Annotated in this window: 21 protein-coding genes; 8 read left to right on the forward strand and 13 right to left on the reverse strand. The window is 56.6% G+C overall.

The window, feature by feature from the left end; translation table 11 throughout:
- Positions 1 to 274 precede the first annotated feature (274 nt).
- Entirely contained in the window at positions 275 to 913 is a 639-nt protein-coding gene (gene sspA, locus QFI97_RS03945; RefSeq protein ID WP_041147437.1) for a stringent starvation protein SspA, read from the forward strand.
- 3 nt (positions 914 to 916) lie between these two features.
- On the forward strand, positions 917 to 1411 hold the full coding sequence (sspB, locus tag QFI97_RS03950; protein ID WP_095099960.1) for a ClpXP protease specificity-enhancing factor: 495 nt from the start codon (positions 917 to 919) through the stop codon (positions 1409 to 1411).
- Positions 1412 to 1575: 164 nt separating this feature from the next.
- On the opposite strand, the gene QFI97_RS03955 is transcribed toward sspB, so the two are convergent.
- Both QFI97_RS03955 and gltB read right to left on the reverse strand, forming a co-directional pair.
- Positions 1576 to 2994 carry a glutamate synthase small subunit gene (locus tag QFI97_RS03955; protein WP_095099957.1) on the reverse strand — a complete coding sequence of 473 codons (1419 nt, stop codon included), beginning with the start codon at positions 2992 to 2994 and terminating at the stop codon, positions 1576 to 1578.
- Positions 2995 to 3003: 9 nt separating this feature from the next.
- On the reverse strand, positions 3004 to 7464 hold the full coding sequence (gene gltB / locus QFI97_RS03960) for a glutamate synthase large subunit (protein WP_095099955.1): 4461 nt from the start codon (positions 7462 to 7464) through the stop codon (positions 3004 to 3006).
- Between the two features lie 672 nt (positions 7465 to 8136).
- On the opposite strand from gltB, the gene mnmL reads away from it, so the two are divergent.
- The 4 genes from mnmL (at position 8137) to mtgA (ending at position 13169) form a co-directional block, all read left to right on the forward strand.
- Positions 8137 to 9066 carry a tRNA modification radical SAM protein MnmL/YtqA gene (mnmL, locus tag QFI97_RS03965; RefSeq protein ID WP_346430852.1) on the forward strand — a complete coding sequence of 310 codons (930 nt, stop codon included), beginning with the start codon at positions 8137 to 8139 and terminating at the stop codon, positions 9064 to 9066.
- A gap of 153 nt (positions 9067 to 9219) precedes the next feature.
- A complete protein-coding gene (gene arcB / locus QFI97_RS03970; RefSeq protein WP_095099946.1) occupies positions 9220 to 11559 on the forward strand; it encodes an aerobic respiration two-component sensor histidine kinase ArcB in 2340 nt (779 codons plus the stop codon).
- Between the two features lie 234 nt (positions 11560 to 11793).
- A complete protein-coding gene (gene elbB / locus QFI97_RS03975) occupies positions 11794 to 12447 on the forward strand; it encodes an isoprenoid biosynthesis glyoxalase ElbB (protein ID WP_095099943.1) in 654 nt (217 codons plus the stop codon).
- Positions 12444 to 13169 carry a monofunctional biosynthetic peptidoglycan transglycosylase gene (mtgA, locus tag QFI97_RS03980; RefSeq protein ID WP_095099940.1) on the forward strand — a complete coding sequence of 242 codons (726 nt, stop codon included), beginning with the start codon at positions 12444 to 12446 and terminating at the stop codon, positions 13167 to 13169. Before elbB ends, mtgA begins: the two co-directional genes overlap by 4 nt.
- Positions 13170 to 13229: 60 nt before the next feature.
- Here mtgA and npr read toward each other — a convergent pair whose 3' ends face one another.
- The 11 genes from npr to QFI97_RS04035 all read right to left on the reverse strand — a co-directional run bounded on the left by npr (position 13230) and on the right by QFI97_RS04035 (position 21129).
- Positions 13230 to 13502 carry a PTS phosphocarrier protein NPr gene (npr, locus tag QFI97_RS03985; RefSeq protein ID WP_095099937.1) on the reverse strand — a complete coding sequence of 91 codons (273 nt, stop codon included), beginning with the start codon at positions 13500 to 13502 and terminating at the stop codon, positions 13230 to 13232.
- On the reverse strand, positions 13499 to 14353 hold the full coding sequence (rapZ, locus tag QFI97_RS03990; protein ID WP_004868172.1) for an RNase adapter RapZ: 855 nt from the start codon (positions 14351 to 14353) through the stop codon (positions 13499 to 13501). Before rapZ ends, npr begins: the two co-directional genes overlap by 4 nt.
- A 45-nt stretch (positions 14354 to 14398) precedes the next feature.
- On the reverse strand, positions 14399 to 14887 hold the full coding sequence (gene ptsN / locus QFI97_RS03995) for a PTS IIA-like nitrogen regulatory protein PtsN (protein WP_041147421.1): 489 nt from the start codon (positions 14885 to 14887) through the stop codon (positions 14399 to 14401).
- A gap of 73 nt (positions 14888 to 14960) precedes the next feature.
- Positions 14961 to 15248, reverse strand: coding sequence for a ribosome hibernation promoting factor (gene hpf, locus QFI97_RS04000; RefSeq protein ID WP_004868168.1), 288 nt, complete (start codon positions 15246 to 15248; stop codon positions 14961 to 14963).
- 22 nt (positions 15249 to 15270) lie between these two features.
- Positions 15271 to 16704, reverse strand: a complete 1434-nt coding sequence (gene rpoN / locus QFI97_RS04005; RefSeq protein ID WP_095099934.1) for an RNA polymerase factor sigma-54 — start codon at positions 16702 to 16704, stop codon at positions 15271 to 15273.
- A 47-nt stretch (positions 16705 to 16751) separates the two neighbouring features.
- Entirely contained in the window at positions 16752 to 17477 is a 726-nt protein-coding gene (lptB, locus tag QFI97_RS04010) for an LPS export ABC transporter ATP-binding protein (RefSeq protein WP_045856575.1), read from the reverse strand.
- 6 nt (positions 17478 to 17483) lie between these two features.
- Positions 17484 to 18029 (reverse strand): lipopolysaccharide ABC transporter substrate-binding protein LptA, encoded by a 546-nt coding sequence (gene lptA / locus QFI97_RS04015; RefSeq protein WP_095099931.1) that lies wholly within the window; start codon positions 18027 to 18029, stop codon positions 17484 to 17486.
- Entirely contained in the window at positions 17998 to 18573 is a 576-nt protein-coding gene (gene lptC, locus QFI97_RS04020) for an LPS export ABC transporter periplasmic protein LptC (protein ID WP_346430607.1), read from the reverse strand. Before lptC ends, lptA begins: the two co-directional genes overlap by 32 nt.
- Positions 18570 to 19136: a 3-deoxy-manno-octulosonate-8-phosphatase KdsC gene (gene kdsC, locus QFI97_RS04025; RefSeq protein WP_095099925.1), complete on the reverse strand. Its 567-nt coding sequence runs from the start codon at positions 19134 to 19136 to the stop codon at positions 18570 to 18572. Before kdsC ends, lptC begins: the two co-directional genes overlap by 4 nt.
- Positions 19137 to 19150: 14 nt before the next feature.
- Complete coding sequence (kdsD, locus tag QFI97_RS04030) at positions 19151 to 20155, reverse strand: arabinose-5-phosphate isomerase KdsD (RefSeq protein WP_375215849.1); 1005 nt, start codon at positions 20153 to 20155, stop codon at positions 19151 to 19153.
- A complete protein-coding gene (locus tag QFI97_RS04035; protein ID WP_346430609.1) occupies positions 20152 to 21129 on the reverse strand; it encodes a calcium/sodium antiporter in 978 nt (325 codons plus the stop codon). The genes kdsD and QFI97_RS04035 overlap by 4 nt, the downstream gene beginning before the upstream one ends.
- Positions 21130 to 21338: 209 nt before the next feature.
- Here QFI97_RS04035 and mlaF point away from each other — a divergent pair, with 209 nt between their 5' ends.
- Positions 21339 to 22151, forward strand: a complete 813-nt coding sequence (mlaF, locus tag QFI97_RS04040) for a phospholipid ABC transporter ATP-binding protein MlaF (protein WP_095099923.1) — start codon at positions 21339 to 21341, stop codon at positions 22149 to 22151.
- A 7-nt stretch (positions 22152 to 22158) separates the two neighbouring features.
- Entirely contained in the window at positions 22159 to 22941 is a 783-nt protein-coding gene (gene mlaE / locus QFI97_RS04045; RefSeq protein WP_041147414.1) for a lipid asymmetry maintenance ABC transporter permease subunit MlaE, read from the forward strand.
- The last annotated feature ends 3 nt before the right edge of the window (positions 22942 to 22944 follow it).

Raw genomic sequence — 22944 nt, forward strand, 5'->3', positions numbered from 1 at the left:
CCGCTTCGGCGGGTTTTTTTATGGATAAAACGGTCGCTTTCCATGCCGAAGTCACCCATTCTTACCACTTTTTCAGCATTTCCAGAATCCCCTCACCACAACGTCGTCAAGATCTGGTAAACTATCATCCAATTTTCTGCCCAAATGCTGGTGATTGTTCGTTTTTTGTTTCTTTCATAAACGAGAATGTCTTCCCGCGAATGGGGTTTTTACATCTGGCTAGCCATGCGTGGCTGGTAGCAGTACAAAATTCTGAATATACCTGGAGGTTTTCATGGCTGTCGCTGCCAACAAACGTTCGGTAATGACGCTGTTTTCTGGTCCTACTGACATCTATAGCCACCAAGTCCGCATCGTGCTGGCAGAAAAAGGTGTTAGTTTTGAGATAGAACACGTGGAGAAGGATAACCCACCTCAGGATCTGATTGACCTCAACCCAAATCAAAGCGTACCGACGCTGGTGGATCGTGAGCTCACTCTGTGGGAATCCCGCATCATTATGGAATATCTGGATGAGCGTTTCCCACATCCGCCGTTAATGCCGGTTTATCCGGTGGCGCGTGGTGAAAGCCGTCTGTACATGCAACGTATCGAAAAAGACTGGTATTCGCTGATGAATACCATTCAGACCGGCACCGCCGCACAGGCTGATAACGCGCGTAAGCAGCTGCGTGAAGAGCTGCAGGCGATTGCGCCAGTCTTCACCCAGAAGCCATATTTCCTGAGCGACGAGTTCAGCCTGGTCGATTGCTACCTTGCACCGCTGCTGTGGCGTTTACCGGTACTCGGCGTAGAAGTGATTGGTGCCGGTGCGAAGGAGCTCAAGGGCTATATGACCCGCGTATTTGAACGTGACTCCTTCCTGGCTTCCTTAACTGAACCCGAGCGTGAAATGCGACTCGGTCGAGGCTAACCGATGGATGTATCGCAGCTAACGCCGCGTCGCCCGTACCTGCTACGGGCGTTCTATGAGTGGCTGCTGGATAACCAGCTGACTCCGCATCTGGTCGTCGATGTAACTCTGCCGAACGTTATGGTTCCGATGGAGTATGCACGCGACGGACAAATTGTTCTCAACATTGCTCCGCGCGCCGTCGGTAATCTGGAGCTGGCTAACGATGAAGTGCGATTCAACGCCCGCTTTGGCGGCGTACCGCGCAATGTCTCCGTTCCGCTGGCTGCCGTACTGGCTATCTACGCGCGTGAAAACGGCGCGGGAACCATGTTCGAGCCGGAAGCGGCTTATGATGGGGACGCCATCAGCCTGAATGATGACGAAGCATCGTTAAGCAACGAGAACGAAACGGTAATGTCGGTGATTGACGGCGATAAGCCGGATAATCATGAGGACGACCCTGATGATACGCCGCCGCCTCGCGGTGGGCGACCGGCGCTACGCGTCGTGAAGTAATCCCATCTCGTCGATCGCAGATGACAGACCCTTCGGGGTCTGTTCTGTTTTTGACGCCGCTGCGGCGGTCATTGACTGCTCACGTAATAAAAAGCCCGCTGGCTCTCGCCTGCGGGCTTTGTCGTTTACTGAGCCCGGATGGATTGTTCATCCGGGCCCTGGCGTTACACTTCCAGGTAGTTCAGGATCCCGTCAGCCGCTTTGCGGCCTTCGGCAATCGCCGTAACCACCAGGTCAGAACCGCGCACGATATCGCCGCCGGCGAAGATCTTCGGGTTGCTGGTCTGGAACGCGTTTTCGTTACCTTCAGGGGCAATAATACGGCCCTGTGAGTCGAGCTCAACGCTGTGTTTCGCCAGCCATTCCATGCTGTGCGGACGGAAGCCAAACGCCATAACCACCGCATCTACCGGGATGACGTGCTCGGAACCGGCAACGATTTCGGCCCGACGGCGGCCCTTCGCATCCGGCTGGCCCATCTCGGTGCGCGCCATCTTCACGCCGCACACTTTACCGTTGGCATTCACTTCAACACCCAGCGGCTGAACGTTGAACTGGAACTCAACGCCCTCTTCACGCGCGTTTTTCACTTCGCGTTTGGAGCCCGGCATGTTCTCTTCGTCACGACGGTAGGCGCAGATAACGTGAGTTGCCCCCTGACGTATGGAGGTACGCACGCAGTCCATTGCGGTGTCGCCGCCGCCGAGAACCACGACGCGTTTGCCTTCCATGCTGACGTACGGCTCCTCCGGCGTTTCGCCAAAGCCCATCGTCTGCTTGGTGTTGGCAATCAGGAACGGCAGGGCATCATATACGCCGTTTGCATCTTCGTTTTCCAGTCCGCCGCGCATCGACTGGTAGGTACCTACGCCGAGGAACACGGCATCGTACTCTTTCAGCAGATCGTCGAGCTGTACGTCACGGCCCACTTCAACGTTGAGTTTGAATTCAATCCCCATGCCGGTGAAAATTTCCCGGCGACGGGTCATGACCTCTTTTTCCAGCTTAAATGCCGGAATGCCGAAGGTCAGCAGGCCGCCGATTTCCGGATGGCGGTCGAATACCACGGCCTTCACGCCGTTGCGGGTCAGGACGTCAGCACAGGCGAGGCCCGCCGGGCCCGCACCAATGATGGCGACCGTTTTGCCGACCGGCTTGACGCCGGAAAGGTCGGGACGCCAGCCCATCTCGAACGCTTTATCGTTGATATAGCGCTCGATGTTGCCGATGGTCACGGCGCCAAACTCATCGTTCAGCGTACAGGAACCTTCACACAGGCGATCCTGTGGGCACACGCGGCCGCACACTTCCGGAAGGGTGTTGGTCTGATGCGACAGCTCTGCCGCTTCAAAAATACGACCCTCATTGGCAAGCTTCAGCCAGTTAGGGATGTAGTTGTGAACCGGGCATTTCCATTCACAGTACGGGTTGCCGCAGGACAGGCAGCGGTCTGCCTGCGCCTTAGCCTGGCCCTCTGAAAACGGCTCGTAAATCTCGACAAATTCAATTTTACGGATCTTCAGCGGCTTTTTTGGCGGATCAACGCGCTGTAAGTCGATAAACTGGTATACGTTCTGGCTCATCTGAATTCCTTACTGCGCCTGCACACGCAGCTCTGCTGCGCTACGACTACGGTGACCCAACAGTGCTTTAACATCGCTGGACTTTGGTTTAACCAGCGCGAACTTCGCCGAGAAGGCCGGCCAGTTAGCCAGGATCTCTTCCCCGCGCGACGAGCCGGTCAGATGCACGTGTTCGGTAATCAAACCACGCAGATGCTCTTCGTGGATAGCAAGAGAGTCAACGTCCAGTACTTCCACCAGCTCCTGATTCACGCGTTTGCGGAAGTCGCCGGCTTCATCCAGCACGTAGGCGAAGCCGCCGGTCATCCCTGCGCCAAAGTTGACGCCGGTTTTACCGATCACGCAGACGATGCCGCCGGTCATGTATTCACAGCCGTTATCGCCGATGCCTTCAACGACGGTGATTGCGCCGGAGTTACGTACCGCAAAACGTTCACCTGCGCGCCCTGCTGCGTACAGGCGACCGCCGGTCGCGCCGTACAGGCAGGTATTGCCAATGATGCTCGCTTCATGGCTGCGGAAGGCTGAGCCTACCGGAGGACGAATGGCGAGCAGGCCGCCGGCCATACCTTTACCCACGTAGTCGTTCGCATCGCCGGTCAGGTGCAGCTCCACGCCGCCGGCGTTCCACACGCCGAAGCTCTGGCCCGCGGTACCGCTGAAGTGGGCGGTGATCGGGTCGGCAGCCAGCCCCTGGTCGCCGTGAGTCTGGGCAATGTAGCCAGACAGCGAAGCGCCAACGGAGCGGTCGGTATTGCGGATATCAAACCAGAACGTTTTGCTCTGCTTGCCGTCAACAAACGGTTTTGCCTGCTGCAGCAGCTGCGCGTTCAGCACGCCGTTATCAAACGGCGGGTTGTTCTCGGTGCAGTACAGCGCTTTGCCCGCATGCGGCTCGGCGGTCTCCAGCAGTTTTGACAGATCCAGCTTCTGCTGCTTCGCGGTAAAGCCGTCCAGCACCTTCAGCAGATCGGTACGACCGATCAGATCCACCAGACGCTTCACGCCCAGCTGGGCCATCAGCTCGCGGGTTTCGCGGGCGATGAATTCAAAGTAGTTGGTCACTTTGAACGGCAGGCCGTGGTAGTGGTTCTTACGCAGTTTGTCATCCTGGGTCGCTACGCCGGTTGCGCAGTTGTTCAGATGGCAAATACGCAGATATTTGCAGCCCAACGCCACCATCGGCCCGGTACCGAAGCCGAAGCTTTCCGCACCGAGAATCGCCGCTTTGATGATGTCGAGGCCGGTTTTCAGGCCGCCGTCCACCTGCAGGCGAATCTTATGCCGCAGGCCGTTGGCAACCAGCGCCTGCTGGGTTTCCACCAGGCCCAGCTCCCACGGACATCCCGCATACTTCACTGAAGAGAGCGGGCTGGCGCCGGTACCGCCGTCATAGCCGGCGATGGTGATAAGGTCGGCATAGGCTTTCGCCACGCCGGTCGCGATGGTGCCAACGCCCGGCTCGGAGACCAGCTTCACGGAAATCATCGCTTTCGGATTGACCTGTTTCAGGTCAAAAATCAGCTGCGCCAGATCTTCGATCGAGTAGATATCGTGATGCGGCGGCGGAGAAATCAGCGTGACGCCCGGTACCGAGTAGCGCAGTTTGGCAATGTACGGGGTGACTTTATCACCCGGCAGCTGGCCACCTTCGCCCGGTTTTGCGCCCTGAGCGACTTTAATCTGAATAACGTCGGCGTTAACCAGGTAAGCCGGCGTGACGCCGAAGCGGCCGGAAGCAACCTGCTTGATGCGCGACACTTTGTTGGTGCCGTAGCGCGCCGGATCTTCACCGCCTTCGCCGGAGTTGGAGAAGCCGCCGATGCTGTTCATCGCTTCCGCCAGCGATTCATGCGCTTCCGGGCTTAATGCGCCGATAGACATGGCTGCGGTATCGAAGCGTTTGTACAGCTCTTTTGCCGACTCAACGTGCGCGATATCGATCGCTTCATCGCCAGGATTCAGCGCCAGCAGATCGCGCAGGGTTGCGGCCGGGCGCTCGTTGACCAGCTGCGAATACTGCAGGTAATCGTGGTATTCACCGCTCTGAACCGCCTGCTGCAGCGTGCGTACGACGTCCGGGTTATAGGCGTGGTATTCGCCGCCGTGAACGTATTTCAGCAGACCGCCCTGGCCCAGCGGTTTGCGTACCAGCCAGGCGCGTTTCGACAGATTCAGCAGGTCCTGCTGGAAGTCGTCGAAGCCTGCGCCGCCGATACGGCTGACTACGCCGAGGAAGCAGAGATCGGAAACTTCGCGATGCAGGCCAACGGCTTCAAACAGCTTCGAGCAGCGATAGGACGCGATGGTCGAAATACCCATCTTCGACATGATCTTGTACAGACCTTTGTTGATGCCGTTACGGTAGTTCAGCATCACCGTGCGGTAATCTTTATCGATGGCTTTGCTATCGACCAGTCTTGCCAGCGTTTCATAGGCCAGATACGGATAGATAGCCGTTGCGCCGAAGCCCAACAGTACCGCGAAGTGGTGCGGGTCGCGGGCGCTGGCGGTTTCAACAATGATGTTGGCATCGCAGCGCAGGCTCTTATCGACCAGACGAGTCTGGATGGCGCCGACCGCCATTGGCGCCGGTACCGGCAGGCGATCTTTGGCAATGTTACGATCCGAAAGCACCAGCAGTACGGTACCGTTGCGTACCATCTGTTCCGCTTTGTCGCACAGCGCCTTCACCGTCTCGGCCAGGGTGGTTTCCGCGGCGTTAAAGGTGATATCCAGGGTATCGGCGCGATAGTGCTCCTCTTTCATGGTCGTGAGCTGTTTGAAATCAGAGTACAGCAGGATTGGCGATTTGAAGCTTAGGCGGTGCGCCTGGCCTTCCGCTTCGCAGAAGACGTTCATTTCGCGGCCAATGCTGGTGGCCAGAGACATCACGTGCGCTTCACGCAGCGGGTCGATCGGCGGGTTAGTCACCTGCGCGAACTGCTGGCGGAAGTAGTCGTAAATAATACGCGGCTGGCTTGAGAGCACGGCGAACGGCGTGTCGTCGCCCATGGAGCCGACGGCTTCCTGGCCGTTCTCGCCCAGCACGCGCAGCACGGAATCCAGCTCTTCAGCGCTGTAGTTAAACTGTTTTTGATAGCTGGCGAGCGTATCGTCATCCAGCTGGCGGCTGCCAACGTCTTCGTCAGGCAGGTCTTCGAACGGCACGAGGCGACGAACGTTTTTCTCCATCCACTCTTTGTAAGGGTGGCGGCTTTTCAGGTCGTCGTCGGTTTCCGCCGAGTGCAGAATACGGCCACCGCGGGTATCGATAACCATCAGTTCGCCAGGGCCAACGCGGCCTTTCTCAACCACTTCGTCAGGCTGATAATCCCAGATGCCCACTTCGGAAGCGCAGGTGATCAGCTTATCTTTGGTGATGACGTAGCGCGCCGGGCGCAGACCGTTACGGTCGAGGTTACAGGCAGCGTAGCGCCCATCGGACATGACGATGCCCGCCGGGCCGTCCCACGGCTCCATATGCATGGAGTTAAAGTCGAAGAACGCGCGCAGTTCCGGATCCATATCCGGGTTGTTCTGCCAGGCCGGCGGAACGAGCAGGCGCATCGCGCGAACGATATCCATCCCGCCTGCCAGCAGCAGTTCCAGCATGTTATCCATCGAGCTGGAGTCCGAGCCCGTTTCGTTGACGAACGGTGCGGCATCGTGCAGATCGGGGATCAGCGGGGTCTGGAACTTATAGGTACGCGCGCGTGCCCACTGGCGGTTGCCGGTGATGGTGTTGATTTCGCCGTTGTGCGCCAGGTAGCGGAACGGCTGCGCCAGCGGCCAGCGCGGCACGGTGTTGGTGGAAAAGCGCTGGTGGAACAGGCAGATTGCCGATTCCAGACGCAGGTCCGCAAGGTCCAGATAGAAGCGCGGCAAATCCGCCGGCATACACAGACCTTTATAGATATTCACCAGGTTCGACAGGCTGCAAACGTAAAAATCTTTATCATCCTGCAGGCGTTTTTCAAGGCGACGACGCGCGATGAACAGGCGACGTTCCATATCACGCGGGCGCCAGCCTGCCGGTGCGTTAACAAAAATTTGTTCGATACGGGGCAGCGAGGAGAGGGCGATTTCACCGAGAACCCCTTCGTTGGTTGGCACTTCGCGCCAGCCGACGATAGACAGGGTTTCACGTTGCAGTTCTTCTTCTACGATGCGGCGCGAGGCAGCAGCCAGTTCAGGATCTTTATTAAGGAACAGCATCCCAACGGCGTAATTTTTGGCTAAACGCCAGCCGCGTTCTTCCGCAACGATACGGAAGAAACGATCGGGTTTTTGCAGCAGCAAGCCACAACCGTCGCCGGTTTTACCATCGGCAAGAATCGCGCCGCGGTGCTGCATTCGGGCCAGTGCGTGTATAGCGGTACGCACTACCTTGTGGCTAGGTTCGCCTTCTATGTGGGCGATCAGGCCGAAACCACAGTTATCCCTCTCAAGGGATTTATCGTACAACATATCAGTGAACCTCCCCAGGCTCTACGGGACACCCTCCGATACCGATTGCGCACGGGCACAGAAAGAGCATGGCGACGGGGTTTGCACCTCGCATTCGCCCTCTTTAAATCCTTTTCGCATCGGTACGCAAGTTTGAGGACTTGCTGTAAGAGGGAATCTCAATTACTGCATAAATATGATGAGCAGAGAGCTCATCCAGAAAGCTTCCAGCGGATTCCCAACTTATCGGGAATCCACACTTACGTCAAATGGCAATCTTATTTATACAAAAATGTGCTATGAGGTGTTTAATGATATGATTATTAAAGATATTAACGGGTTTTTAACGCTATTGAAACGTACCGGGAAGCGTAATCTAGTGTGATCTGTCTCACTATATCGATAGCGGAACATTGTCGATCTGTGCTGAAGTGTCTTTTTATTGCAGAATATTTATCTGCTTATTATCTCTGGAGCCAGAAATAACACTGTTTTTAACCCCGGCGAAGATAATGGCAAACCAGAGGTTAAGTATAAGCAAAAGTCATCATAGAAATCGTGAATGAAATTGCAGTTATATTGAGTGTTTATGCAATGAGGTGAGCGGCCACTCTGACGATTGATCCAGGTCATCGCCGTAGGTGACTAAAAATGGCAGGCTTGGCCCCTTTCTTCAGGCCGGTCTATCAGATTATGCAGTTACAAAAATTAGTCAATATGTTTGGTGGGGATCTTATGCGCCGCTATGGCGAAAAGGTTCATAAACTGACGCTGCATGGTGGATTTAGCTGCCCAAATCGCGATGGCACCATCGGCAGAGGGGGCTGTACGTTCTGCAATGTCGCCTCTTTTGCCGACGAAGAGCAGCAGCACCGCTCGATTGCCGAGCAGCTGGCGCTTCAGGCGCAGCGGGTTAACCGCGCGAAGCGCTATCTGGCTTATTTTCAGGCCTACACCAGCACCTTTGCTGAAGTGCAGGTGCTGCGCGGGATGTATCAGCAGGCGGTGAGCCGGGCCAATATTGTCGGGCTCTGCGTTGGCACCCGTCCGGATTGTGTCCCCGCAGCGGTACTGGACCTGCTGACGGAGTACCGGGAGCAGGGCTACGAGGTATGGCTGGAGCTGGGCCTGCAAACGGCGCACGACAAAACGCTGCGGCGGATTAACCGCGGCCATGATTTTGCCTGCTATCAGCGCACGACCCGACTGGCGAGAGCGCGCGGGCTAAAGGTGTGTTCACATTTGATTGTCGGGCTTCCGGGCGAAGGGCAGAGCCACTGCCTGCAAACGCTGGAGCAGGTTGTCGGAACCGGCGTGGATGGCATCAAGCTGCATCCTCTGCATATTGTCACCGGCAGCATTATGGCGAAAGCCTGGCAGGCCGGGCGTCTTAACGGCATTGCGCTGGATGACTATACCGTGACCGCCGGAGAGATGATTCGCCATACGCCGCCGGAGGTGATTTATCACCGAATCTCCGCCAGCGCCCGCCGTCCAACCCTGCTGGCGCCGCTGTGGTGCGAAAATCGCTGGACCGGGATGGTCGAACTGGATCGCTATCTGAACCAACACGGCGTGCAGGGTTCGGCGCTGGGACGCGCGTGGAACCCGCCCGCGGTGTAAGCCAGAACATGGCGCGGCGCCGGGGATAATTCAGCCGGCAGCCCGCGCCGCTGCGGCCTGAAGTATGAAGAGGATCGGCATTTTTCGCACAACTTACGGCGCCTCGCTTAGAATTGGGTATTATTGTGCACAGTTGTGGCGAAGGAATCCCTTATGAAGCAAATCCGTATGCTGGCGCAGTACTATGTTGACCTGATGATGAAGCTAGGTCTGGTGCGTTTTTCCATGCTGTTAGCCCTGGCCCTGGTGGTGCTGGCGATTGTGGTACAGATGGCCGTTACGATGGTGCTGCACGGTCAGGTTGAAAGTATCGATGTGATCCGCTCTATCTTCTTTGGCCTGCTGATTACCCCGTGGGCGGTCTACTTTCTGTCGGTGGTGGTTGAGCAGCTGGAGGAGTCGCGACAGCGCCTCTCGAGGCTGGTGGAGAAGCTGGAGGAGATGCGCGAGCGGGATCTGAAGCTCACCGTGCAGCTCAAAGACAACATCGCGCAGCTCAATCAGGAGATTGGCGAGCGCGAGAAGGCGGAAGCGGAACGCGAAACGACGCTGGAACAGCTGAAGATCGAAATGAAAGAGCGTGAAGAGACGCAAATTCAGCTCGAACAGCAGTCCTCCTTCCTGCGCTCATTCCTCGACGCCTCGCCGGACCTTGTTTTTTATCGCAATGAAGATAAAGAATTTTCCGGATGTAACCGGGCGATGGAGCTGCTGACAGGTAAAAGCGAGAAGCAGCTTATTCACCTCAAGCCGCAGGATGTCTATAACGAGGAAGCGGCGGAGAAAGTGCTGGAAACGGATGAAAAGGTATTCCGACATAACGTCTCTCTGACCTATGAACAGTGGCTGGATTACCCGGACGGGCGCAAGGCCTGCTTCGAAATCCGCAAGGTTCCTTACTACGATCGCGTCGGCAAACGCCGTGGCCTGATGGGCTTCGGTCGCGATATTACCGAACGTAAGCGCTACCAGGACGCTCTGGAGCGCGCCAGCCGCGACAAGACGACCTTTATCTCAACCATCAGCCACGAGCTGCGTACGCCGCTTAACGGCATCGTGGGGCTCAGCCGCATCCTGCTGGATACCGAACTTACCGGCGAGCAGGAAAAATATCTGAAAACGATCCATGTATCGGCGGTGACGCTGGGCAATATCTTCAACGATATTATCGATATGGATAAGATGGAGCGGCGTAAGGTCCAGCTCGATAATCAGCCGGTCGACTTCACCAGCTTCCTCGCCGACCTCGAAAACCTCTCCGGCCTGCAGGCGCAGCAGAAAGGCCTGCGCTTTGTGATGGACCCGACGCTTCCGCTACCGCATAAGGTGGTAACCGACGGTACCCGCCTGCGGCAGATCCTGTGGAACCTCATCAGTAACGCGGTCAAATTTACCCCTCAGGGCGGCAACGTGACCGTACGTATTCGCTACGATGAGGGCGATATTCTGCACTTTGAGGTTGAGGATTCCGGTATCGGCATCCCGCAAGCGGAGCAGGATAAAATCTTCGCGATGTACTACCAGGTTAAGGATAGCCACGGCGGGAAACCTGCCACCGGCACCGGGATTGGCCTGGCGGTGTCGCGCCGGCTGGCGCGCAATATGGGCGGCGACATCAACGTCACCAGCCAGCCGGGGCAGGGCGCAACCTTTACCTTAACCGTGCATGCGCCTGCGGTAGCGGAGGAAGTTGAAGACACGCTGGCGGACGATGAAATGCCGCTCCCGGCGCTGAACGTGCTGCTGGTTGAGGATATTGAACTTAACGTGATTGTCGCCCGCTCGGTGCTGGAAAAGCTGGGCAACAGCGTCGATGTGGCGATGACCGGCAAAGCCGCGCTGGAGATGTTCGAACCCGGTGAATATGACCTGGTGCTGCTGGATATTCAGCTACCGGACATGACCGGCCTCGATATTTCGCGCCACCTGAAGCAGCGCTTTGCCGCCGACGAGCTGCCGCCGCTGGTGGCGCTCACGGCCAACGTCCTGAAGGACAAGAAAGAGTACCTGGATGCCGGCATGGATGATGTGCTGAGTAAACCGCTGTCGGTCCCGGCGCTAACCGCAATTATCAAAAAGTTCTGGGATTCGCCGGACGATGACCAGGATGAGGCGCCGGCCGCTGATATCGCGAAATCGGCGTCGGTGCTGGATATTCCGATGCTGGAGCAGTATATCGAGCTGGTGGGGCCGAAGCTTATCAACGACGGTCTGGCGGTTTTCGAGAAGATGATGCCGGGCTATCTGGCGGTGCTGGAGTCCAACCTCACCGCCCGCGACCAGAAAGGGATTGTCGATGAAGGCCATAAGATTAAGGGCGCCGCGGGCTCTATCGGCCTGCGCCACATTCAGCAGCTTGGACAGCAGATTCAGACGCCGGATCTGCCCGCGTGGTCAGATAACGTTGGTGAATGGGTTGAAGAGATGAAATCGGAGTGGCAGAACGATGTGGCCGTGCTGAAGGCGTGGGTTGCGGCGGCAGATAAAAAATGACCCCGGATAAACCGGGGTGCGCGAACACTGCGCCAACACCAGGGAACTGGTCGTTGCGCCACAATTTTTAGAGATATTTTTTACAGGGCGCAACCCGAGGATTTGGTTTGCTCGCTGATTAAGATAGCAAACCTTAAATTATTTGTTACATGAATCAGTCAAATATGTGAAGCAATGCGGGTAAATCAAAATTTTTGACTGGTTTCAGCAAGTTTGCACTAAGGAGCTGGGGTGATGAAAAAGATTGGTGTCGTATTAAGCGGTTGCGGTGTCTATGACGGCACGGAAATTCATGAGGCGGTTATTACCCTGCTGGCGATTGCTCGCGGCGGCGCCCAGGCGGTGTGCTTTGCTCCTGATAAAGCGCAAACGGATGTTATCAACCATCTGACCGGCGAGCTCCAGTCCGAAAGCCGCAACGTGCTGGTTGAAGCGGCGCGTATCGCCCGCGGTGAGATCCAGCCGCTGTCCGACGCCCGGGCCGATGATCTCGATGCGCTGATTGTTCCCGGCGGATTTGGCGCCGCGAAAAACCTCAGCAGCTTCGCCTCGCAGGGCGGTGAATGTACCGTGGACGACGAGCTGAAGGCGCTGACGCAGGCTATGCATCGGGCCGGTAAACCGCTGGGCTTTATCTGCATCGCGCCGGCGCTGCTGCCAAAAATCCTGCCCGCTCCGCTGCGGGTAACCATTGGCACCGATCTGGATACCGCCGAAGCGCTGGAAGATATGGGGGCCGAGCATGTGCCCTGTCCGGTAGATGACATTGTGGTTGATGAAGAGAATAAAGTCGTGACCACGCCGGCCTATATGCTGGCGCAGAATATAGCCGAAGCGGCGAGCGGGATTGAGAAACTGGTGGCGCGCGTGCTGGTTCTTACGGCATGAAGACCCGCTTTTCACCGCTGCGGATGGTAAAGCGTGGGCTGCTGCGCGTGCTGCTGGTTGCCGCCGCCTTTTGGGGCGGCGGTATAGCGCTGTTTAGCGTGCTGCCGGTGCCTTTCTCGGCGGTAATGCTGGAGCGGCAGGTCGGCGCCTGGCTGAGCGGCAATTTTCACTATGTCGCCCACTCCGATTGGGTGGGGATGGATGAGATATCGCCGTGGATGGGGCTGGCGGTGATGGCGGCTGAGGACCAAAAATTCCCCGACCACTGGGGCTTTGACGTTCCGGCGATAGAAAAAGCGCTGGCGCATAATGAACGTAATGAAAACCGCGTGCGCGGCGCGTCGACCCTGTCGCAGCAGACGGCCAAAAACCTGTTTTTATGGGATGGCCGCAGCTGGCTGCGCAAGGGGCTGGAGGCCGGTCTGACGGTAGGGATAGAAACGGTATGGAGTAAAAAACGCATCCTCACCGTTTATCTGAATATCGCGGAGTTTGGCGAGGGGACGTTTGGTGTTGAAGCCGCGTCACAGCGCTACTTCCATAAGCCGGCAAGCAGGTTGACGCCTGCGGAAGCGGCGCTGCTGGCTGCCGTATTGCCTAATCCGATCCGCTTTCGCGCGGATGCGCCGTCGGGCTATGTTCGCAGTCGACAGGCGTGGATCTTACGTCAGATGCGTCAGCTCGGCGGAGAAGGGTTTATGCGGGAGAACAGGCTGTACTGATGCTGTCGGCAGTTGTTTTTCCCCGGTAAGCATCGCGCGACCGGGGGAATAACGCCAGCGTTAGTCTTCGTCAAAACCGGCGTTAAACAGCGCAATAACCGCGGCCAGCGCTTCGACTTCCTGCGGACCGTTGGCCTCAATCTCAATTTGCCGACCCTTCGCAGAGTCGAGCATCAGCAGAGCAATCACGCTATTGGCTTCCGCCTCCGTGCCCTCATCGTTGCGCAGCAGCACTTCAGCATCGAAATTTTGCATCAGCTCGAACAGCTTCATCGCCGGGCGAGCGTGCATGCCCAGCTTATTGGTGATCTCAACGCTCTGCTTTACGGTCATGATTTGCGTTTTTCCAGAGTCCGGTGACGCGACTGCACGTTTTTACCGCGCGAGCGGAAGTAGTCGGCCAGTTGTTCGGCGATATAGACCGAACGATGTTTACCGCCGGTACAACCGATAGCGACCGTCAGATAGCTGCGGTTATTGGTCTCCAGCATGGGTAACCATAGCTCAAGATAGCTGCGGGTCTGATAAATAAAGTTGTGAACTTCCGTGTGCCGGTCGAGGAAGGCGGCAACGGGCTTATCGAGGCCGGTCATCGGACGCAGCTTGGGGTCCCAGTGCGGGTTAGGCAGGAAGCGCACGTCGAAGACGTAATCGGCATCGATCGGAATACCGTGCTTAAAGCCAAAGGATTCAAAGACCATGGTGAGCTCGCGCTCGCGTTTGCCCAACAGGCGCGTGCGCAGCATTTCTGCCAGCTCATGTACCGACATTTCTGAGGTGTCGACGATCAGGTCGGCGCGGGAGCGCAGCGGCTCCAGCAGCGCGCTCTCTTCATCGATGGCGCTCTCAAGCGACAGGTTTTTACTCGAAAGCGGATGCAGGCGACGCGTGTCGCTGTAGCGACGAATCAGCGTGTTGCGATCGGCATCAAGGAACAGCAGCTGAGGAGAAAACGCCTCAGGCAGGTTCTTCATCGCCTGCTCAAAGATTTCTGGCGACTCCGGCATGTTGCGCACGTCAATGCTGACGGCGGCGGAAATGTTTCTGTCGGCCAGCGATCTCGCCAGTTCGGGCAGCAGCACTACCGGCAGGTTATCTACGCAGTAGAAGCCCATATCTTCCAGCGCCCGCAGGGCGACGGATTTCCCCGATCCTGAGCGGCCGCTGACGATCATCAGTACCATGTACCGTTTCTCCTCAGTACGATAAAGGGGAGGCTATGGCTCCCGTTATGCGTCATCGCTGCTTCCTGCTTCGGTGATAATCTCATACAGCTCTTCGTCGCTTTGCGCGGCGCGCAGGCGGCGGCAAATCGTTTTGTCCGCCAGCCGTTTTGCTACCAGCGACAGCGTATGCAAATGGGTTTTTGTCTGATCGGCCGGCACCAGAAGCGCAAACAGCAGATCGACGGGCTGATTGTCGATCGCATCAAAGGCGATCGGCGTTTCCAGCTGCACAAAAACGCCAACGGCGCGCAGCGTATCCTCTTCAAGCTTACCGTGCGGAATAGCGATGCCGTTGCCAATTCCGGTACTGCCCATTTTCTCGCGGGTGAGGATCGCTTCGAATACCACCTGGGACGGCAGACCTAGCTGCTTTGCCGCCAGCTCGCTGATGATCTCCAGCGCGCGTTTCTTGCTCTGGCAGTGCACCTGGCTACGGGTACATTCCTGGTTAAGGACATTGCTCAGTTGTAGAGCTGAATCGTTGTTCATCATAATTTCACCTGAGCTCGCTCCCTGCCAGCTGCCGACAACAGACGACGGCCGGCAGGGAGGATCGCCCGGACAATTAGTGTTGTTTTAGTTTATCTTTATGTTTTGTTAGCTGTCGTGCCAGCTTATCGATGAGACCATCGATAGCGGCATACATATCCTGCCCTTCCGCACTGGCATGGATTTCGCCACCGTTGACATGCAGATTGGCGTCCGCAATTTGCGTCACCTTCTCTACTTTTAACACAATATAGACCTGATTGATCCTGTCGAAAAACTGCTCCAGTTTGCTGAACTTCGCGTTGACGAACTCGCGCAGTGCCGGGGTTATTTCGACGTTGTGTCCTGTAATGTTGAGCTGCATAGTGTCTTCCTTATCGGTTGGGTCACACCAGCTGTTTACGCTGGTTAGACGGCGGAATGGATAAAGACTCTCGGTACTTAGCGACGGTGCGGCGCGCCACCATGATACCCTGTTCAGACAGAATGGTGGTGAGCTTACTGTCACTCAACGGCTTCGCGGGGTTCTCCGCGGCGATTAACTTCTTCACCAATGCGCGAATTGCGGTCGACGATGCCTCGCCTCCGCCTTCGGTGTTCACGTGGCTGGAGAAGAAATACTTCAGTTCAAAAATACCGCGCGGACTGTGCAGGTACTTTTGCGTGGTAACGCGTGAAATCGTCGATTCATGCATCTCGACGGCCTGAGCGATGTCCGCCAGCACCATCGGTTTCATAAACTCTTCGCCCTGTTCAAAGAAGGCCTGCTGCTGTTCGACGATGCAGCGGCTGACGCGCAGCAGCGTATCGTTGCGGCTTTCCAGGCTTTTTATCAGCCAGCGGGCTTCCTGCAGGTTGCTGCGGATAAACTGGCTATCGGCATCGTTGCGCGTGCTGTTACCCATTGCGGCGTAGTGCTGGTTGATTTTCAGGCGCGGGATGCTATCGGAATTCAGCTCTACCACCCAGCGATCGCTGACCTTGCGCACCAGCACATCGGGAATCACGTATTCCGGTTCGCTGGTTTGGATCGACTGACCCGGACGCGGATCTAACGACTGGATCAGATTAACCGCTTCTTTCAGAACGTCCTCTTTCAGCCGCGTGACGCGCATCAGGGAACGGAAGTCGTGGTTGGCGAGCAGATCGAGATGATCGCTGATGATGAGCCGGGCTTCTTCCAGCCACGGCGTCTCTTTGGCGTATTGTGATAGCTGAACCAGCAGGCAGTCGCGCAGATCTTTTGCCGCCACGCCAACCGGGTCGAAACGCTGGATGCGCTTGAGTACCGCTTCCACTTCTTCGAGGCCGATTTCGTCATCGTCGATGCTCTCGACAATATCTTCCAGGCGAATAGTGAGGTAACCGGTGTCATCAACGGCATCGACGATCGAGGTGGCGATCGCGCGGTCGGTATCGGTGAACGGCGTCAGCTCCACCTGCCACATCAGGTAATCCTGCAGGCTTTGGGTCGTTTCGCCTTGATAAATTGGCAGCTCGTCGTCCTGATAATCGACGCCGTTGCCCGACGGCGTGCCGGCGGTGTAGATTTCATCCCAGCTGGCGTCGAGCGGCAGCTCCTCCGGCATATCTTTTTGTTCAAGAGCGTCTACGCTATCCAGCGATTCGCGGTCCTCGACCTCTTTGGTTTCTACCTCATCGTGAAGATCGGTTTGCTCAAGCAACGGATTACTCTCCAGCGCCTGCTGGAGTTCCTGCTGGAGTTCTAACGTGGACAGCTGCAGCAAACGTATGGCCTGCTGCAGTTGTGGCGTCATGGCAAGCTGTTGGCTTAGCCTTAATTGCAAACCTTGCTTCATATTCAGGGCTAATATCTCCGGCTAAAACGTCTGTAACCTCTACCCTATCAGAGTCTGAAGTCTTCCCCAAGATACACGCGCTTAACCTGCTCGTCTTCAAGGATTTGCTGCGGTGTACCGTGGGCGATCAGGTGGCCCTGGCTGACGATATACGCGCGTTCGCAGACGGCCAGCGTTTCCCTGACGTTATGGTCGGTGATCAGCACGCCAAGACCGCTGTCGCGCAGGTGCTCGATGATGCGTTTGATATCGATAACCGAAATGGGGTCAACGCCGGCAAACGGTTCATCCAGAAGGATAAATTTAGGGTTCGCGGCCAGCGCGCGGGCAATTTCAACGCGGCGACGTTCGCCGCCGGAAAGCGCCTGACCGAGGCTATCGCGCAGATGCTCGATATGGAACTCTTCCATCAGCTCTTTCGCGCGATCGTCACGCTGTTCGCTGCTCAGATCGTCACGGATCTGCAGCACCGCCATCAGGTTGTCGTAGACGCTCAGGCGACGGAAAATCGAGGCTTCCTGCGGCAGGTAGCCAATGCCCCGGCGCGCGCGGGCGTGAAGCGGCAGCAGGCTGATATCTTCATCATCGATGATAATATTACCGGCGTCGCGCGGCACGATCCCGACGACCATGTAGAAGGTGGTGGTTTTGCCGGCGCCGTTCGGGCCGAGCAGGCCGACAATCTCACCGGAGTTGACGGTCAGACTGACGTCTTCCACCACGCGGCGGCCTTTATAAGCTTTGGCGAGATTCTTTGCAGTTAATGTTGCCATAACGAATTACTTACCTTTCTTTGGCTGATCGGTGCCTTTGTCCTGCAGCTGCGAAGGAACCAGAACCGTAGTCACGCGCCCGCCTTTGTTGCTGAACGCCTGCATTTTCTGCTCTTTCACCAGATAGGTGATTTTGTCGCCCTGGATATTGCTATCGATCTGTTCCAGATGCGCATTGCCGGTCAGGACGACGAAATCATTTTGCAGTTCATAATGCATTTTTGACGCGCGGCCTTTAACCGGCTTGCCGTTATCCTGCATCTGGAAGAAGGTTGCCGGATTACCGTATCCGTCGATCACCTCTTTACCCCTCTCGCCGCCGGGACGAGTGACCACGACCTTATCGGCATTGATCTTGATGGTGCCCTGGGTCACGACGACATTACCGGTAAAGGTGACAACATTGCCCTGCATATCCAGCGACTGCTGATCGGATTCGATATGAATCGGCTGATCGGTGTCGCCAGTCTTTGCCAGTGCCGGCAGGCTGACGGCCAGTATGGCGCTGGCGAGCGCAATCTTAAGGCTGAGTTTGTTTGTTCTGAATTTCATAAGAGGTTCTAACCTTTTCAATCAGCTCGGCATTTTTGCTGCGCAGGTTCCCGCGCATTTTTAGGCCACTGGAATTAAATGTTGTCCCGTACAACGTCACCATGTCATCGGAGGTAACATCCTGCGTCACCAGGTTTATCTGGGCGTTATCCGTCGTAATTTTGCGCAGTTGAGAGTCTGGGTTTAGCGCATTTACCTCAACGTGCCCATAAAGATACAGCATACGATCGTTGGTCAGCTTGGCTTTATCCGCTTTGATTGACCAGCTCGGGGCTTTGTTGGTATCAAAGGTGGTCATCACCGGCTGAGTGAACCACGACAGCTCCTGCGCAGAAAAATACGCGACATGCTCGGCGATAAGGCGATAGTTAAGCGCCCCTTCCGGACTGTAAACGACGGTATCGGTATGCTCGCTGGTATAGGTTGGGTCATCAGGATTGACCTCCGGCTGAGCGGTATCGTCGGTACCCGCCAGGTTAAGGCCGATCAGGATCAGCGCGACCAGCGACAGTAAAATGATAACCCAACGTCTGGTTTTACTCATATTGATTGCCCTTTGGCCTCATCCAGCTTGCCCTGCGCCAATAGTAACAAATCGCAGACTTCGCGTACCGCTCCGCGCCCGCCGTTGATGCGGGTAACATAGTCTGCGCGTGGAAGCAGCAGCGGGTGCGCATCCGCCACTGCAACGCTTAAGCCTGTTTCTGCCATTACCGGCCAGTCGATCAGGTCGTCGCCAATATAGGCCACCTCGTCCGGACGGACGGCCAGCTTGCTTAATAAGTCACGGAAGGCCAGCAGCTTATCGGACTGCCCTTGATACAGATGCGTAATGCCTAACGTCTTACAGCGATCTTCTACCAGTTTAGCGTTTCGCCCGGTAATAATCGCCACTTCAATGCCTGAAGTCAGCGCGCAGCGGATCCCGTAGCCATCGCGTACGTTGAACGCTTTCAGCTCTTCGCCGTTGTTGCCCATATAGATAAGACCGTCGGAAAGCACGCCGTCAACGTCGAGGATCAGTAAACGGATCTTCGCCGCGCGTTCGAGAAATTCGGGGCTTACCGGTCCGTAGCAGGTCGCTAGCGGAGCATCAGCATTATTCATTATTTTATCCTTACTTACACTACGCCTGCGCGCAGGAGATCGTGCATATGTACCACACCCAACAGACGGTCGCCATCGGCAACTAATACGCAGGTGATATGACGGGCTTGCATCAGGTTCAGCGCATCGACCGCCAGAATGCCGGGACGGATGCGAATTCCACCCGGCGTCATGACCTCGGCGATGCCGGCATTACGCATATCGACCCCGGAATCGAACACCCGACGCAGGTCGCCGTCGGTGAAAATACCGATGATGTTCATGTCATCATCGCAGATAGCGGTCATGCCTAAATTTTTACGCGTGATTTCCAGCAGCGCGTCGCGCAGCGTGGCCTGCAGAGTAACGTGCGGGATTTCATCTCCGGTGTGCATGATATCATTGACCCGCAGCAGCAGCTTACGGCCCAGCGCGCCGCCGGGGTGGGAGAGCGCGAAATCTTCGGCGGTAAAGCCGCGGGCTTCCAGCAGCGCGACCGCCAGAGCGTCGCCCATCACCAGCGCCGCGGTAGTGCTTGACGTCGGGGCCAGGCCTAGCGGACAGGCTTCTTTTAGCACCTTCACGCACAGGTGGATATCCGCCGCGCGCGCCATGCTGCTTTCCGCACGGCTGGTCATGCAGATAAGCGGCACCCGCTGTCGCTTAAGTACGGGGATCAGCGCTAAAATTTCGTTCGACTCGCCGGAGTTCGACAGGGCGATAACAACGTCCTGCGGCGTGACCATGCCTAAATCGCCGTGGGCCGCTTCGCCGGGATGTACGAAGAACGACGGCGTACCGGTGCTGGCGAAGGTGGCTGCCATTTTACGCGCGATGTGGCCGGACTTGCCCATCCCCATGACCACCACTTTGCCGGCGCAGCGGAAAATCGTTTCGCAGGCGCGCGTAAAATCTTCATTAATGTATTGATCGAGCTGAGCCAGACCTTCACGTTCAATTTCCAGGACCTTGCGGCCTGCCTGTTGAAAGTCAAAATCCGTTGGCAAATCTATTTGCGACATAATGGTATCCCGATTCATTCACCAAAGAGCGGTGCTGCCCAGTACAGCATCGCCAACCAAACCACAAAACCGCCGACCAGCAGCGCCCCGGCGAGCCGGCTGGGCTGCCGTTTTCGGCGCCAGCACAGCAGGGCGAAAATTACGCTGACCAGCATCATGACGGCATAGTCGCGCGTAAACGCTTCGGGGGCGAAGGAGCCCGGCGCGATCAGCGCCGGCAGCCCGAGAACCAGGACGATATTAAGGATATTGGCGCCAATGATATTCCCGATGGCAATATCATCTTCCCCTTTACGTGCGCCAGCAATCGCGGTCGCCAGTTCCGGCAGGCTGGTGCCGATGGCGACCACCGTGAGGCCGACGGTCAGTTCGCTGATGGCGAAGTAGTTCGCCAGCACGGTGGCATTATCCACCACCATGCGGGTCGCCATCGGCATGACAATCATCGCCACCCCCAGCCACAGCAGGGCTACGGGAAGCGAACCTTCTCGCGGCAGCTCCGCTATCTGTTCCCGGGTCAGGCTATCGTTACCCTGACGTTCGGCGATGCGCGCTATTTTTACCGTGAACAGCAGCCATAGTATGGCTAACGCCAGTAAAAAAAGACCGTCCATGCGGGAGAGCTGACCGTCATACAGGACAAAGCTCGCGAGCACGCTGACCAGCAACATTAGCGGCAGTTCGCGGCGCAGGATATCAGAATGTACGGTAAATGGATGAAGTAAGGCGGCGAGGCCAAGAATTAATAAGATATTGGTGATGTTCGATCCGATCGCCGTGCCGATGGCCAGATCGGTCTGTCCGTGCAGGGAGGCGGCCGCGGAGACGATGATCTCGGGCAGGCTGGTACCGATGCTCACCACCGTCATACCAATGATAAGCGGCGGGATCCCTATCATGCGGCACAATATTGAAGCGGCGTAGACCAGACGATCGGCGCTGTAGACCACCAGCAGTAAACCAATTATTAACAGAGCCGTCGCTAAGAGCATCTAAAGTCCTTTCTTCAGGTATAATCGTCGCCTCGCTGACCGTCCGTACGCAGCGTAACGAATTCTTAATTTTGACTTTATGTTTGTCAAAAGTAAAACAAATGCCAGCTTTCGCTAACCCGGGCAGGTAAGATTCTGTAAAAATGTTGGGTTTATGGTGGAAGAAAGCACCATGCTTAGCCTGAGGGATGTTTTGTAAGGATGATTTTATGAGCCAAACTCTGGCGAATTTAGTCGAAGTACGCGGTATCAGCTTCTCCCGAGGCGATCGCGCGATCTTTGATGATATCTCGCTGTCAGTGCCGCGCGGTAAGATCACGGCGATCATGGGGCCATCGGGAATCGGTAAAACGACCCTGCTGCGCCTGATCGGCGGTCAAATCCCGCCGGATAGCGGCGAGATCCTGTTTGATGGCGAAAACGTGCCGCAGATGTCGCGTTCGCGCCTGTATACCGTGCGTAAGCGCATGAGCATGCTGTTTCAGTCAGGCGCGCTGTTCACCGATATGAACGTCTTTAATAACGTGGCCTATCCGCTGCGTGAGCACACTCATCTGCCCGAAGCGCTGCTGCATACTACCGTGATGATGAAGCTTGAGGCCGTTGGCCTGCGCGGAGCGGCAATGCTGATGCCTTCTGAGCTATCCGGTGGCATGGCGCGCCGCGCGGCGCTGGCAAGAGCTATTGCGCTGGAGCCGGATCTCATCATGTTCGACGAACCGTTTGTCGGGCAGGACCCCATCACTATGGGCGTGCTGGTTAAGCTGATTTCCGAACTCAATAGCACCCTGGGCGTTACGTGTATCGTGGTATCGCACGACGTACCGGAAGTGCTCAGTATTGCGGATTACGCCTATATCGTGGCCGACAAGAAAATTGTCGCCCACGGCAGCGCCCGCTCGCTGCGGGAAAATGCCGACCCTCGGGTTCGCCAGTTTATTGATGGTATCGCCGACGGCCCGGTGCCGTTCCGCTATCCGGCAGGCGACTATCAGCATGATTTATTAGGCATAGGGAGTTAAACGACTGATGCTGCTAAATATGCTGGCATCGCTCGGGCATCGGGGGATTAAAACCACCGCGGCTTTTGGGCGTGCCGGATTAATGCTTTTCAACGCCGTAGTGGGCAAGCCGGAGTTTCGTAAGCACGCGCCGCTGCTGGTGCGCCAGCTGTACAACGTTGGCGTGCTGTCGATGCTGATCATCATCGTGTCGGGGCTGTTCATCGGCATGGTGCTGGGCCTGCAGGGCTATCTGGTGTTGACCACCTACAGCGCGGAAACCAGTCTTGGTATGCTGGTGGCGCTCTCTCTGCTGCGCGAGCTGGGGCCGGTGGTTGCCGCGCTGCTGTTCGCCGGGCGTGCCGGCTCGGCGTTGACCGCCGAAATAGGGCTGATGCGCGCGACCGAACAGCTCTCGAGCATGGAGATGATGGCCGTCGATCCGCTGCGTCGCGTAATATCGCCGCGCTTCTGGGCCGGGGTGATCTCACTGCCGCTGCTGACGGTTATTTTTGTCGCGGTGGGGATCTGGGGCGGTTCGCTGGTTGGTGTTAACTGGAAAGGTATCGACAGCGGGTTCTTCTGGACCGCGATGCAAAATGCCGTCGACTGGCGAATGGATCTGGTTAACTGCCTGATTAAGAGTCTGGTTTTCGCCATTACGGTGACATGGGTAGCGTTATTTAACGGTTATGATGCTATCCCCACTTCCGCAGGGATTAGCCGGGCAACGACGCGCACCGTGGTGCATTCGTCGCTGGCGGTTCTGGGGCTGGATTTTGTGCTGACTGCGCTGATGTTTGGGAATTGAGTT

It is taken from the genome of Klebsiella scottii (assembly GCF_036561945.1).
In the GTDB taxonomy this organism is placed as follows: Bacteria; Pseudomonadota; Gammaproteobacteria; order Enterobacterales; family Enterobacteriaceae; genus Klebsiella; species Klebsiella scottii.